Source organism: Cobetia sp. BL01 (assembly GCF_056493605.1).
The window spans coordinates 38,958-52,546 of sequence record NZ_JBVBEE010000014.1 but is presented as its reverse complement, the minus strand read 5'-3'; the positions used below and the strand labels follow the sequence as shown (position 1 = coordinate 52,546).

The window sequence follows — 13,589 nt, the reverse complement described above, 5'->3', positions numbered from 1 at the left end:
CAAGCGGTGAGGAGCGTTGCTCGATCACCTGTTCCGTAAGGAGTGCGGCGTATTCTAGCGAATCGCCCGGGATTGTCAACTGATGATTTGGAAGCGGACTTCAAAAACATCAAACAAAACAACCACCTGCAAACCTCTTTCACCGCTGGTAACGCCATGCGTCCCCGGCAGCGGATGCGTACTTTACGCACGATCCGGGCTGAGCACAAGGGCTTTCTGGCCAGATACCGCAATTCATTCAAGCACGCTCATGCTGGTACGGCATGCTCCAGCATCAGCTGCAGCGATTCTCTCCCCCGCCAGCGATTGCGCGACAGCTTGTAAGCACACTTCAGAGCGGCCCCCACGCCGAATGCCGGCGATTCCCCCGGCGACAGCGCCCGGAACCAGATCGCCTTGAGGCGTGTACGCCCGAGCGAGAGCTCAAGCGACAGATGTGTGCCATCGGCACCTACTGGTCGCAGACTCTCGACCAGGAAACTGCCCTCGAAGAGAGGCGCCTCGAACTCACGCCCGAAGGGCGCCAGACGCTCGAGTTCATCCAGGGTCTCCAGGCTCAACTGCCCTTCTGCCAGTTCACCATCACTGAGAATCAAGGGGTTGAGCGCCCTTTCACTCAATTGCTCCGCGGCCGCCTGTTGCAGAGCACGAGTGAAGGTATCCTTCTCCGCCAGGGGCAAGCCCACCCCTGCCGCACCTCTGTGCCCACCGAAACGCGGCAGACACTGCGGTGCCAGGTCATGCGCTCGCTGCAACGCATCCCGCAGATGCAATCCTTCGATGGAGCGCCCGGACCCGGTCAACATGCCGGGCACCGCGGCTGGTGTCAGCACGACGGTCGGACGCCCGAACTGCTGCACGAGACGTGAAGCGACAATGCCCTGCACTCCCGGGTGTCCATCTTCCAGATGCACCACGATCACCTGATGCCCTTCCCGCAACGAGGCGAGCGCCAAGGCGCGCGCCGACTCCACCATCTCGGCTTCGATCGCCTTGCGCGACTGATTGTCCTGATCGAGCACCTCCAGCGCGCGCTGAGCAGCCTCATCTCCACGCGCCAGCATGAAATGCAGTGCGGCGTAAGGATCATCCAGTCGTGAGCGGGCATTGATGCGCGGCCCCATCTGGAAGGCCAGCGTCTCGGCATCGAAGGGCACGCTATCGGCCCCGAGCCGCTCTGCCATGGCTCGCCAGCAGGGCTCCTGCATGCGATTGATCAACGTCAGACCCAGATTGACCACCGCACGATTGATCGCACTGCCCCCCAGTGACACACAGTCCGCCACCGTCCCCAGCGCCACATATGACAGCCATGGCGACAACTTGGGTGCATCCCCCGGCAATCTGCCTTGCTCGATCAGCACATTGCGCGTCAATGACATGGTCAACCAGGCCACCATGCAACCGGCGATGGTCGCATCCGGATAGGCACAATCGTCACGTGTCGGATTGACGGTCGCGTAGGCGGAAGCCGGCGGCCCTTCCTGAGGCAGCGCATGGTGATCCGTCACTACGACCTCTATCCCCGCTTCCTTGAGCAGCGCCAGGCGCGCCTCATCACTGGAACCACAATCCGCGGTGACGATCAGGCTCGGGCGCGGCGACAATGTCATGATGCGCTCGACCAGCGGCAGACTGATGCCGTAACCATCGTGGATGCGATGACCGATCAGACTGTGCACCCGGTCGTAGGGCACATCGAACAGCTCCGTCAGCGTGCGCAGCATCACCACATGCGAGGTGATGCCGTCCACGTCATAGTCCGTGAGGATGCCGATATGCTCACCCTCGGCGACAGCACGCGCGATGCGCTCTGCCGCCCGCCGGCCATCCGCCAGCCGCTCGGGATGCTCGATATGCCGGAGCGCCGGCGTGACCAGCGCCTCCAGCGGCGCCTTGCAGCTCTCCAGCGTCAACCGCCCTGCCAGTACTCGTGCCTGCAGTTCGCTGAGCCCCGTCGCGATCCCCTGCTGGTAGAGGCGCTCATCTCTGACGCGAGGCTGGATGACCCGCGCGATGCTGGCCGCCAGCGTACGCTCATCAGGGCGCGATGCGGTGCCTTGTGCCAAGGAGGGTGACAAGGAGGGAGTGACAGACATGAAGAACTCCTGACAAACGACATGGCCGTCATTTCGACAGCGGACTGCGAAAATGACGGCCATGAAAGAAGGACGACGACTCAGCCCCGGAGGCCTGAGCCGTCGTTGATGCGATCACCCGCGGCGATTCTCGCGCACGAAGTCCTGCACGGCGGCCAGTTCGGCCGGCAGCACGCTGTAGCGCTCTTCGCGCTCCAGCAGGTCATGCAGATGTGGCGGCAGATCGACACCCGCGAAACCAGCACGCGCCACCGCTTCGGCGAACTTGGCCGGATGCGCCGTCGCCAGCGTGATCATCGGCGTCGCGGTATCCGTCCGGCAGACTTCTGCCGCGCGATAGCCTGTCGCCGTATGCGGATCGAGGATCTCGCCGGTGCGCTGATGCGCTTCACGGATGACTTCGAGAATCGTCTCGTCGTCGACACTGTGGCTGGAGAACAGCTCACGCAGCCTGGCCAGCGGGGCATCTGCCAGCGCCGCCGGTTCGCGCGAGAAGTGCTCGAGCAGTTCACGGATCGCCTGACCATCACGGCCATAGGCTTCGAACAGCAGACGCTCGAAGTTGGAGGACACCACGATATCCATTGACGGTGCCAGCGTCGCCTTCAGCTCCTGACGCGAGAAGTCGTTGGAGGAGATGGTGCGATGCAGGATGTCGTTGGCGTTGGTGGCGATCACCAGCTGACGTACCGGCAGCCCCATGCGCGAGGCCAGATAGCCGGCAAAGATGTTGCCGAAGTTGGCCGACGGCACCGTGAAGCTGACCTGACGCGCCGGAGCGCCCAGCGCCACACCGGCGGCCACGTAGTAGACGGTCTGAGCCATGATGCGCGCCCAGTTGATCGAGTTGACCGCGACCAGACGCGTGCCATCCAGGAAATCCTGGTCGGCGAAGCTGGCCTTCACCATCGCCTGGGCATCGTCGAAGTTGCCTTCGATGGCGACGTTGAAGACGTTGGGCGCCAGCACGGAGGTCATCTGGCGGCGCTGTACTTCGGAGACGCGGTTGTGCGGATGCAGGATGAAGATATCCACGTGATCGCAGGCACGGCAGCCCTCGATGGCGGCAGAACCGGTATCACCGGAGGTCGCGCCCATGATCACCGCTCGCTCGCCACGCTTGGCGAGGAAGTGATCGAGCAGGCGACCCAGCAGCTGCAGCGCGACATCCTTGAAGGCCAGCGTCGGGCCGTGGAACAGCTCCAGCAGGTAATGGTTGCTGTCGAGCTGATTGAGTGGCACGACCGCATCGTGACTGAAGGTCGCGTAGGTCTCGCGCACGAGTTCACGGAAGGTCTCGTCATCGATGGCACCATCGACGAAGGGCTTCATGACACGGAAGGCGATTTCCGCATAGGACTCACCAGCCATCGCCGTCAGTTCTTCGGCACTGAACTGCGGCAGGGTTTCCGGCACATACAGGCCACCATCGCTGGCAAGCCCCGTGAGGACCACATCTTCAAAACCGAGCGCCGGCGCCTGGCCGCGCGTGGAGATATAACGCATGTCGTGTCTTCCCGTGGCGTTCGCCACCGTTATGATTCTTGCTCTTCCGGCCTGCGCCGGCTGCCCAGCGGTACCGAGCCATCTACCTCGATGACCCGGTACCATTTGCCCGCGATCAGGCGTTGTCGTCGAGATCCTCGACGCGAATGCGCACCACGGAACCGGCGACATCCACCAGCGCTTCCAGCTGGCGAATCGCTTCGTTCATGTGCAGTTCACGCGCGCGGTGCGTGAGCAGAATGATCGGCACCAGCTCGCCTTCGGTGGCCTCCTTCTGGATGATCGCCTCGATGGAGATACCCTGTTCGGAGAGAATCGACGCGACACGCGCCAGGACCCCCGGACGATCCACCGCATGCAGACGCAGGTAGCAGGCCGTCTCGATCTCTTCCATCGGCAGGATCGGCAGGGTGTCACCGTGCTGATTGATTTCAGCGAAGGCCAGATACGGCACGCGGTAGCGGTGGTCGGTGGCGATATCGCGCGCCACATCGAGCAGATCCGCCACGACGGCAGAGGCCGTCGGCTCGGCACCGGCGCCGGCACCATAGTAGAGGGTGGGGCCCACTGCATCGCCCATCACCTCGATGGCATTCTTGACGCCATGCACGTTGGCCAGCAGGCGCTCCTTGGGAATCAGCGTCGGATGCACGCGCAGCTCAAGGCCCTTGGCCGTGGCGCGGGTGATCCCCAGGTGCTTGATGATATAGCCCAGGTTGTCGGCCTGCTCGATGTCATCGGCCGTGATGCGCGAGATGCCTTCGGTGTAGGCCTTGTCGAACTGCAGCGGCACGCCGAAGGCGATGGAGGCCAGGATGGTCAGCTTGTGGGCGGCATCGATGCCTTCAACGTCGAAGGTCGGGTCCGCTTCGGCATAGCCCAGCGCCTGCGCCTCGGCCAGCACGTCATCGAAACTGCGGCCTTCATCGCGCATCGCGCTGAGAATGAAGTTGCCGGTGCCGTTGATGATGCCGGCCAGCCACTGGATACGGTTGGCGCCCAGGCCTTCCCGCAGGGACTTGATGACCGGGATGCCACCGGCGACCGCTGCCTCGAAGGCCACCATCACCCCTTTCTCGGCTGCGGCGCGGAAGATCTCGTTGCCGTGCACGGCGATCAGCGCCTTGTTGGCGGTCACGACATGCTTGCCGTTGGCGATCGCTTCCATCACCAACTCATAGGCCACGTCATAGCCACCGATCAGTTCGACCAGCACATCGATCTCGGGGTTGCGCGCGACCTCGAAGATGTCATGCGTGCGGCTGACGCCGGTGATATCGCAGTCAGGGTTGTCACGACGAGCGCCAACCTGTTCGACGATAATCGGGCGTCCAGCACGACGCGCAATCTCATCGGCATTGCGTACCAGCACGTTGAACGTGCCGCCGCCTACGGTACCCAGACCACAGATTCCTACTTTCACCGGTTTCAACGTCGCTTTCCTCTCTTGTTACGGTATCCAGCCTTGGAGGCCGCGCCGGAGCGCCATGGCCTTGCCGACCTGTCGTCGGTCTATTATCCAGACAGCTCGCGTCTGTGTCTTTCGTGACCACGGTAGCAAGGCAGGACGCCCTGTCAACGCGCAGCCACTCTGAGGCGTCACACCATCAGCCATCCAGTCCCAACATGGTGGTCAGGCGATCCACCGGCAGATAGCCCGGCACCATCTTGCCATCCGGCATCACGATGGCCGGTGTGCCCTGCACGCCCATGCGCGTACCGAGCTGATACTGGCTTTCCACCGGGGCATCACAGCTGGCTTCCTGCTTGGGCGCCTGCCTCTGATTCTTGATCTGATTCATCGCCTCGGTGCGATTCTCGGCACACCATACCTGAGCCAGCTCGCGTGCGCCCTGCGAGCGCAGACCGCCACGCGGGAAGGCCAGATAACGCACTTCGACACCACGCGCATTGAGCTCCGGCACTTCCTCATGCAGCTTGCGGCAATAGGGGCAGGTGGTGTCAGTGAAGACGCTGATCACCGCCTTGACCTCACCCGCCGGGCGGAAGATGACCATGTCGTCCTCACTGACCTCGGCCAGCAGCTTCTGGCGCTCGCCATTGGCCTTCTGCTCGCTGAGATTCACCAGCCCCTTGTCACCGTCGTTGCGGTACATTTCCCCCACGATCAGGTGCTTGCCCGTCGCATCGGTGAAGAAGGTCTCGCCGCTGGTGAGCTTCACCTCGAAGAGACCCTCGATCGGACTGGAAGCCAGCGACTCCACCGGCAACGGCTGGCCATTGACTACCAGCTTGTCACGCAGATCATCCAGCGCGTCAGCCTGGGCGAGCGGTGCCATCACGCTCAGCAGGGTAGCAGCGCTCAACAGACGCAACGCCTGTGGCAGGCGCTGCGGGCGGCGGGTGAACTTGCTCATCAGACTCTCCTTGGCGTCCGCGGGGCGAAGTGCCTGGTATCAACCACGCGGATGATGTTCGGCGTGCAGGCGTTCCAGACGCGCCTGAGCCACATGGGTATAGATCTGGGTCGTGGATAGATCACGATGACCCAGCAACAGCTGCACGACACGCAGGTTGGCACCATGATTGAGCAGGTGCGTCGCAAAGGCGTGGCGCAGGGTATGCGGTGACAGGGGCTTGTCGATACCGGCCGTGACGGCGTGGCGCCGGATGCGGTGCCAGAAGGTCTGCCGCGTCATGGCCTTGTCATGCCGACCGGGAAACAGCGCCGGGCGCGTCTGGTCGGCCATCATCGCAGGTCGGCCAGCCGACAGCCAGCGTGACAGCCAGTCACAGGCCTCCTCGCCCAACGGCACCAGCCGCTCGCGATCGCCCTTGCCGATCACTCTGACCACGCCCTGGCGCAGATTGAGCGCATCGACCCGCAGACCGACCAGTTCACTGATGCGCAATCCCGCGCCATAGAGCACCTCCAGCATGGTACGGTCGCGCAGGCCGATGGCCGTCTCGAGATCCGGCGCCTCCAGCAGGCGCTCGACTTCCTCCTCGTCGAGCGTGCCAGGCAGGCTGGGGATCACGCGGGGAAGGCGCACCTCATGCACGGGATCCGCCTCGATCATGCCCTCGGCCAGTGCCCAGCGATAGAACCGCCGCAACGCAGACAACAGTCGCGCGGTGGAGCGCAGCGCATGCGATTCACGTCGTGAGTCACAGAATGCCTGCACCTGCACAGGGGTCGCCTCCAGCAATGGCGTGGCTTCGCCTCCGGACTCCTGCTGCTCCAGCAACCACCGCTGCCAGCTCTCGAGGTCACTTCGATAGGCACCAAGCGTGTTGTCACTGGCGCCGCGCTCCAGCCACAACGTATCGAGAAATGCCGCGACCAGCGTCTCGTCATCCTTCATGCCTGCTTCCTCCTTCCCGATGCGCGCAACCGGCACCTTCCGGCGCGACGACTGCCGAATTCTACCGTGACGCCCTGACGTTGAAATGAATCCGACGGTCACTGCGGCAACTTTCCCTCATCCACAGACACAAAGACCCCGCCATGCGAGGCATGGCGGGGTCTTTGTGTGGCGGAGGAGCAAGTGGCAATTCGCTCCTCCGCCGTACTGCCGAGTTCTGCAGTCAGGGAATGCGGAGCGCTTAGCCCAGCTTTTCCTTGATGCGTGCAGACTTGCCGCTACGCTCACGGAGGTAGTACAGCTTGGCCTGACGGACGTCACCACGACGCTTGACGTCGATGGCAGCAACCTGCGGGCTGTAAGTCTGGAAAGTACGCTCGACGCCCACACCGTGGGAGATCTTGCGGACGGTGAAGGCGGAGTTCAGACCGCGGTTACGCTTGCCGATCACCACGCCTTCGAAGGCCTGCAGACGCTCGCGGGTACCTTCGACGACCTTGACCTGGACGACGATGGTGTCGCCCGGTGCAAAGGCCGGGATTTCCTTGGCCATCTGCTCGTTTTCGATCGCCTGGATCAGTTTGTTCTTGCTGCTCATCGCTAGCTCCAAATTCGTTAGCATCAACCCTGAGGCTGATGTTCGTCATGACCCCGGCACCGCAAACGGCCTTGAACACGGGGATCGACCTTGTGTGTGACGCGCCACGGGGCTCCCGCAAGATGACTCCGGGCCGTGCCGCACCTCCGCCACGGTGGCGGCCTTCTCCTGACGGCGAACGCGAGGTCCGCGAAGGTCAGGCCTTGCCTTTCCGGGCGTGCTGCGCGATGAACTCGTCAAGCAGCTTGCGCTCCTCACGAGTCAACGTGCGGCTCTCCAGCAGATCCGGACGCCTGAGCCAGGTACGTCCCAGAGACTGTTGCAACCGCCAGCGCTTGATCAGGGCATGATTGCCACTGAGCAGCACTTCCGGCACTCGCTTGCCGTCGATGACTTCGGGGCGAGTGTAGTGCGGACAATCGAGCAGGCCGTCGGTGAAGGAATCCTCCTCCGCACTGGCTTCATGCCCGAGTACGCCCGGCACCAGGCGCGCTACCGTATCGATCAGGACCATGGCTGGCAGCTCACCGCCAGACAGGACGTAATCGCCGATCGACCATTCCTCGTCGATCTCCTCTTCCACCACGCGTTCGTCAATGCCTTCATAGCGTCCGGCCACCACGATCAGGCGCTCATTCGTCGCCAGTTCGCGGGCACCGGCCTGATCCAGCTTGCGGCCTTGCGGGGAGAGATAGATCACGCGGGCGTCGTCACCGCCAGCGGCACGGGCGTCACGAATGGCGCCTCGCAGGGTCTCGACCTTCATCAACATGCCGGGACCACCGCCGTAGGGACGATCATCGACCGTACGGTGCCTGTCGGTGGCGTAGTCACGCGGGTTCCAGAAATCGACCTCGAGCAGGCCCTTGTCGACCGCTCGGCCGGTCACGCCACTGGCGGTGATCGCCGTGAACATTTCCGGAAACAGACTTACTACACCAATCCACACAGGCGTCAGCTCTCTGTGCTTTTCATCAGAATTCGGGATCCCAATCGACGCTCATGCGTCCATTGACGAGATCCACATCGCGAACCACCTGATCGGGCAGGTACGGCACGAGCCGTTCCTTCTCATCGATGCTGTCGTCGTTCGGCTTGATCACCAGAACGTCGTTGGCACCGGTTTCCATCAGGGTGTTCACTTGTCCGAGGCGCTGGCCATCCAGCGTCACCACCTCGAGACCTTCCAGTTGATGCCAGTAGTACTCACCCACCTCGAGCTGCGGCAGTTGCTGCTTGGGCAGGAGAATCTCCGCCCCGGCCAGCGCCTGCGCCGCTTCGCGATCGTCGACACCTTCCAGCTGCGCCACCAGACCCTTGCCATGACGACGTGCCTGGGCAAGTCGCGCGGGAATCTGCTTCCCGTCAAGCTTCAGGATCCAGCCGGCATAGTCGAAGATGCCATCGATCGGGCTGGTGTAGGAGTACACCTTGAGCCAGCCTTTCACGCCATAGGGGCTGGTAAGCTTCCCCATGACCACCACATCATCGCCATGCGAGGTGTGTGCGGTCGGCTGCGGGTTGTTCGAGTGAGTAGGCATCCTGGAAATCAAGCCTGCTGCTTGCCAGCTTCCTTGATCAGCTGAGCGACACGGTCAGAGACCTGTGCGCCCTGCTGCTGCCAGTGAGCGATGCGCTCGAGATCGATGCGCAGACGCTCTTCCTGGCCGCGAGCGACCGGGTTGAAGAAGCCGACGCGCTCGATGAAGCGGCCATCACGGGCTGTGCGGGAATCAGCTACAGCCAGGTGGTAGAAGGGACGCTTCTTGGCGCCACCACGTGCCAGACGAATGGTAACCATTGCGTAATCTGTCCTTCGTGTTGAAGTGAAAATCGTGCCACAGAACTCGGCTTCGCATGGAGGGTCCACACGAAGAGGCGACATTCTACGGAAAATGCCAAGCCTTGGAAACCTTTTTCCATGGCCATACGCGCGCCCCGCGACACGAGCCGTGTCACGGGGCGCGATTCGTGACTCTGACGCCACGAAATCCTGTCGGCGAGAACCTCAGAGCCTTGCCGGAGACTCAGCGACGCGGGAAGCGTCCGCCGCCCGGGCCACCCATGCCTCCCATTCCGCCGGGACCGCCCATGCCGCCGGGGCCACCCATGCCACCGGGACCGCCGCCGCCCATCATGCCGGACATGCCACGCATCATCTTCTGCATGCCACCTTTCTTGCCGGCCTTCTTCATCATCTTGGCCATCTGCTTGTGCTGCTTGAGCAGACGATTGAGGTCCGGCACCTGGGTACCGGAGCCCATGCAGATGCGACGCTTGCGCGAGCCATTGATGAGATCCGGGTTGCGACGCTCCTTGGGTGTCATGGAGTTGATCATCGCCTCGAGCTTGCCCAGCTCCTTCTCGCTGGCCTGGCTCTGGGCGACTTCCGCCAGCTGCCCCATGCCCGGCAGCTTGGACATCAGGCTGCCCATGCCACCCATGTTCTTGAGCTGCTGAAGCTGATCGCGGAAGTCCTCGAGATCGAAGCCCGAGCCTTTCTGGACCTTCTTGGCCAGCTGCTCGGCCTTGGTCTTGTCGACGCTGCGCTCGGCTTCCTCGATCAGCGACAGCATGTCGCCCATGCCGAGGATACGCGAGGCGATGCGGTCCGGGTGGAAGGGCTCGAGGGCATCGACCTTCTCCCCCATCCCCATGAACTTGATCGGCTTGCCGGTGATGTGGCGAACGGACAGCGCCGCACCACCACGCGCATCACCATCGGCCTTGGTCAGCACGACACCGGTCAGCGGCAGGGCTTCATGGAAGGCCTTGGCGGTATTGGCGGCATCCTGACCGGTCATCGCATCGACGACGAACAGCGTCTCATCAGGATTGACGCTGCGATGCAGCGCCGCGATCTCGTCCATCATGTCGGCATCGACATGCAGACGGCCGGCGGTATCCACCAGCACCACGTCGTGGAACTGGATACGCGCGTGCTTCATCGCCGCTTCAGCGATGGCGACAGGCTGCTGGGAGGAGTCGGAGGGGAAGAAATCCACCTCGACTTCCCTGGCCAGCGTTTCCAGCTGGTCGATGGCGGCCGGACGATAGACGTCCGCCGAGACCACCAGCACCTTCTTCTTCTCGCGCTCACGCAGATAACGCGCCAGCTTGGCGACGGTGGTCGTCTTGCCCGCACCCTGCAGACCCGCCATCAGAATGACGGCCGGGCTGCCCTTGAGCACCAGACCTTCATTGGCTTCGCCCATGATCGCTTCCAGCTCCTGCTGGACGATCTTGACGAACTGCTGACCCGGCGACAGGCTCTTGGACACTTCCTGACCGACGGCACGCTCGCGCACGCGGTCGATGAAGGCCTTGACCACCGGCAGTGCGACATCCGCCTCAAGCAACGCACGGCGCACTTCACGCAGCGTGTCCTTGATGTTGTCTTCCGTCAGCTTGGCCTGGCCGGTAATCGACTTCAGCGTCTGCGACAGGCGATCACTCAAACTTTGAAACATGGGCCTCTCCGGCTAGGGACGTCTGGGGGCCGCTCGCAGCGGCTCGAGGACAGTGCTGTCCTCGATTCCGGGGGTCACGGCATGACGCCCCAGCGCGTGAATGGTTCATCCTGTGGCGCATTATACGCACAGGGCGGGTCTGTCTCCATGATGGGGACACTCAAGCGCCGACCAAATCCTCTCTCGCCGGGAATTCTCTCCCCGACACGGCTCCGCCAGCCTCCTCAAAGCGCGTGGCGTGGATGCAATCACATGAGTGCATTCGGTATAGTCACATCATATAGGCAGCGTCTCGTACAGGACCTGCCTCCTCGTACATCCTCGGCACCTGGACAACAGCACATGCAGGCTCTGCCCTTTGCCTTTCTGGCCATCATCTTCTATCTCGGCGCCGGCCTGTGGCAGGGCCTGACGCTCATCCGCCGGGTACCGTCCAGACCACGTCTGGTACGCGGCCTGGCACTGGTAGCCGTCGCCTGCCATGCCGTGATCGTCTGGCTCACCATCAGCCATGGCGGCGAGCTGCACCTCGGACTGTTCGAGAGCGCCTCGCTGGTCAGCTGGGCCATCAGCCTGCTGCTGATCCTGGCCAGCATGCTCAAGCCGGTGATTGCCGGCGGTGCTGCCCTCTTCCCCGTGGCGGCCATCTGCGTCCTTGGCGTGATGAATCTTCCCAGCGCCAATACCGAGAATCCACTTTCCGCGGGGCTCATCGCCCACATCCTCACCTCGGTGGCGGCACTGGCCTTCTTCAGCATCTCGGCCATGCAGGCCGGTCTGCTGTCATTGCAGCAGCATGCGCTGAAGAAGCGTCACACCCGCGGCATCGTCCAGGTACTGCCCGCGCTGACCAGCATGGAGCGCGCACTGTTCGAGCTGATCTGGGCCGGAATGATCCTGCTCAGCGTGTCGATTCTCAGCGGCATGATCTACCTCGACAACCTGTTCGCCCAGCACCTCGCGCACAAGACGGTCCTGAGCTTCGGCGCCTGGGTGATCTTCGCCGTGCTGCTGTTCGACCATCATGTCCTGGGCTGGCGCGGACAGCGCGCGGCGCGCTGGACGCTGGGCGGCTGCCTGGTGCTGGCGCTGGCCTTCTTCGGCACCAAGTTCGCCCTGCAGGTCGTGTTTTCCCACTGAGCGTCGCTGTCGTGACGGGCAGCACCCGCAGCAGCTGGTGCATTGCCGTCACGGCAGCAGTATCATGCGCGTAAATCCGCCACCGAGGACCCTTCACTCTTGAGCGACGACACCCCGCTGGGGCTGCTGTTCGGCCTGCTGGTCATCCTGATCTTCCTGTCTGCCTTCTTCTCGAGCTCCGAGACCGGCATGATGTCGATCAACCGCTATCGCCTGAGCCACCGCGAGAAGAGCGGTGAGCGCGGCGCCAAGCGCGTCACCCGCCTGCTATCTCGCCCGGACCGTCTGATCGGCGTCATCCTGATCGGCAACAACTTCGTCAACAATCTGGCAGCGTCTCTGGCCACCATCATTGCCATCCATTACTTCGGTGATGTCTCCGGCCCTGCCATCTCCACTGCCGTCCTCACCATCGTGGTGCTGATCTTCGCCGAAGTGACGCCCAAGACCATGGCCGCCGTGAATCCCGAGCGTATCGCCTATCCGGCGTCGGTGATTCTCGAACCCATGCTCAAGCTGCTCTATCCGCTGGTCTGGCTGGTCAATGGCATTTCCAATGGCCTGCTGCGCCTGTTCGGCGTTCGCGATGTCAGCGGCGGGGCCGACAGCCTGACCCGTGACGAGCTGCGCACCGTGGTCCACGAGGCTGGCAGCATGATCCCGCGCCGTCACCAGGGCATGCTGCTGTCGATCCTCGACCTCGAGAACGTCACCGTCGATGACATCATGGTGCCGCGTCAGGAAATCTTCGGTATCGACCTCGATGATGATCTCGACATCATTCTCAGTCATATCCGCGCCAGTCAGCACACGCGAGTGCCGATCTACAAGGGTGACATCAACAACATCATCGGCATCCTGCACCTGCGAAATGCGGCCCGTTTCCTGTCACTGGACGAGGTCACCAAGGCCTCCATCATCCAGGAGGCCCGCGAGCCCTACTTCATCCCGGAATCCACCCCGCTGCATACCCAGCTGCTCAATTTCCAGAAGCAGAAGCGCCGCATCGGCATCGTGGTCGACGAGTATGGCGATGTGCAGGGGCTGGCGACACTGGAGGATATCCTCGAGGAGATCGTCGGCGAGTTCACCACCGACGTGGCCGGCACCCATCAGGAAATCCATCCTCAGGACAACGGCAGCTACGTGATCGAGGGTACCGCCAACATCCGCGAGATCAACAAGGCCATCGGCTGGCAGCTGCCGACCGATGGCCCCAAGACGCTCAATGGTCTGATCCTCGAGCACCTGGAATCCTTCCCGGATGCGCCAGCCAGTCTGGCCATCGGCACGACCCGCATCGAGATCCAGCAGGTCAAGGACAACCAGATCACCTCGGCACGCTGCTGGCAGGCCTCGCGCACCACGCGTACCTGATCCAGCGCCTGCAGGGTAACGTTGCAGCGTCATGCGCGCAGGGCCCGCCATCTGGCGGGCCCTGCGCGTTCAC

Annotated in this window: 12 protein-coding genes; 2 read left to right on the top strand and 10 right to left on the bottom strand. The window is 62.9% G+C overall.

The window, feature by feature from the left end; genetic code table 11:
* Nucleotides 1-248: 248 nt before the first annotated feature.
* The 10 genes from ACZYGA_RS16785 to ffh all read right to left on the bottom strand — a co-directional run bounded on the left by ACZYGA_RS16785 (nt 249) and on the right by ffh (nt 10,999).
* Nucleotides 249-2,099, bottom strand: coding sequence for a single-stranded-DNA-specific exonuclease RecJ (locus ACZYGA_RS16785; RefSeq protein ID WP_404627464.1), 1,851 nt, complete (start codon nt 2,097-2,099; stop codon nt 249-251).
* Between the two features lie 114 nt (nt 2,100-2,213).
* Nucleotides 2,214-3,605: a threonine synthase gene (gene thrC, locus ACZYGA_RS16780; protein ID WP_084207791.1), complete on the bottom strand. Its 1,392-nt coding sequence runs from the start codon at nt 3,603-3,605 to the stop codon at nt 2,214-2,216.
* 115 nt (nt 3,606-3,720) lie between these two features.
* On the bottom strand, nt 3,721-5,037 hold the full coding sequence (locus tag ACZYGA_RS16775; protein WP_077373629.1) for a homoserine dehydrogenase: 1,317 nt from the start codon (nt 5,035-5,037) through the stop codon (nt 3,721-3,723).
* 175 nt (nt 5,038-5,212) lie between these two features.
* Nucleotides 5,213-5,983: a DsbC family protein gene (locus tag ACZYGA_RS16770; protein ID WP_077373626.1), complete on the bottom strand. Its 771-nt coding sequence runs from the start codon at nt 5,981-5,983 to the stop codon at nt 5,213-5,215.
* A 39-nt stretch (nt 5,984-6,022) separates the two neighbouring features.
* A complete protein-coding gene (gene xerD / locus ACZYGA_RS16765; protein WP_077373623.1) occupies nt 6,023-6,931 on the bottom strand; it encodes a site-specific tyrosine recombinase XerD in 909 nt (302 codons plus the stop codon).
* A gap of 241 nt (nt 6,932-7,172) precedes the next feature.
* Nucleotides 7,173-7,529 carry a 50S ribosomal protein L19 gene (gene rplS / locus ACZYGA_RS16760; RefSeq protein ID WP_043336437.1) on the bottom strand — a complete coding sequence of 119 codons (357 nt, stop codon included), beginning with the start codon at nt 7,527-7,529 and terminating at the stop codon, nt 7,173-7,175.
* Nucleotides 7,530-7,725: 196 nt separating this feature from the next.
* Nucleotides 7,726-8,478, bottom strand: coding sequence for a tRNA (guanosine(37)-N1)-methyltransferase TrmD (gene trmD, locus ACZYGA_RS16755; protein ID WP_065392606.1), 753 nt, complete (start codon nt 8,476-8,478; stop codon nt 7,726-7,728).
* 25 nt (nt 8,479-8,503) lie between these two features.
* Nucleotides 8,504-9,070: a ribosome maturation factor RimM gene (gene rimM, locus ACZYGA_RS16750; protein WP_065392605.1), complete on the bottom strand. Its 567-nt coding sequence runs from the start codon at nt 9,068-9,070 to the stop codon at nt 8,504-8,506.
* A gap of 8 nt (nt 9,071-9,078) precedes the next feature.
* Nucleotides 9,079-9,330 (bottom strand): 30S ribosomal protein S16, encoded by a 252-nt coding sequence (rpsP, locus tag ACZYGA_RS16745; RefSeq protein ID WP_065392604.1) that lies wholly within the window; start codon nt 9,328-9,330, stop codon nt 9,079-9,081.
* 226 nt (nt 9,331-9,556) lie between these two features.
* Nucleotides 9,557-10,999 (bottom strand): signal recognition particle protein, encoded by a 1,443-nt coding sequence (gene ffh / locus ACZYGA_RS16740; RefSeq protein WP_077373620.1) that lies wholly within the window; start codon nt 10,997-10,999, stop codon nt 9,557-9,559.
* A gap of 342 nt (nt 11,000-11,341) precedes the next feature.
* Here ffh and ACZYGA_RS16735 point away from each other — a divergent pair, with 342 nt between their 5' ends.
* Both ACZYGA_RS16735 and ACZYGA_RS16730 read left to right on the top strand, forming a co-directional pair.
* The gene (locus tag ACZYGA_RS16735) at nt 11,342-12,139 is read left to right on the top strand and encodes a cytochrome C assembly family protein (RefSeq protein WP_479399695.1); all 798 of its coding nucleotides are present in this window, start codon (nt 11,342-11,344) and stop codon (nt 12,137-12,139) included.
* 99 nt (nt 12,140-12,238) lie between these two features.
* Nucleotides 12,239-13,516 (top strand): HlyC/CorC family transporter, encoded by a 1,278-nt coding sequence (locus tag ACZYGA_RS16730; protein ID WP_077373614.1) that lies wholly within the window; start codon nt 12,239-12,241, stop codon nt 13,514-13,516.
* The last annotated feature ends 73 nt before the right edge of the window (nt 13,517-13,589 follow it).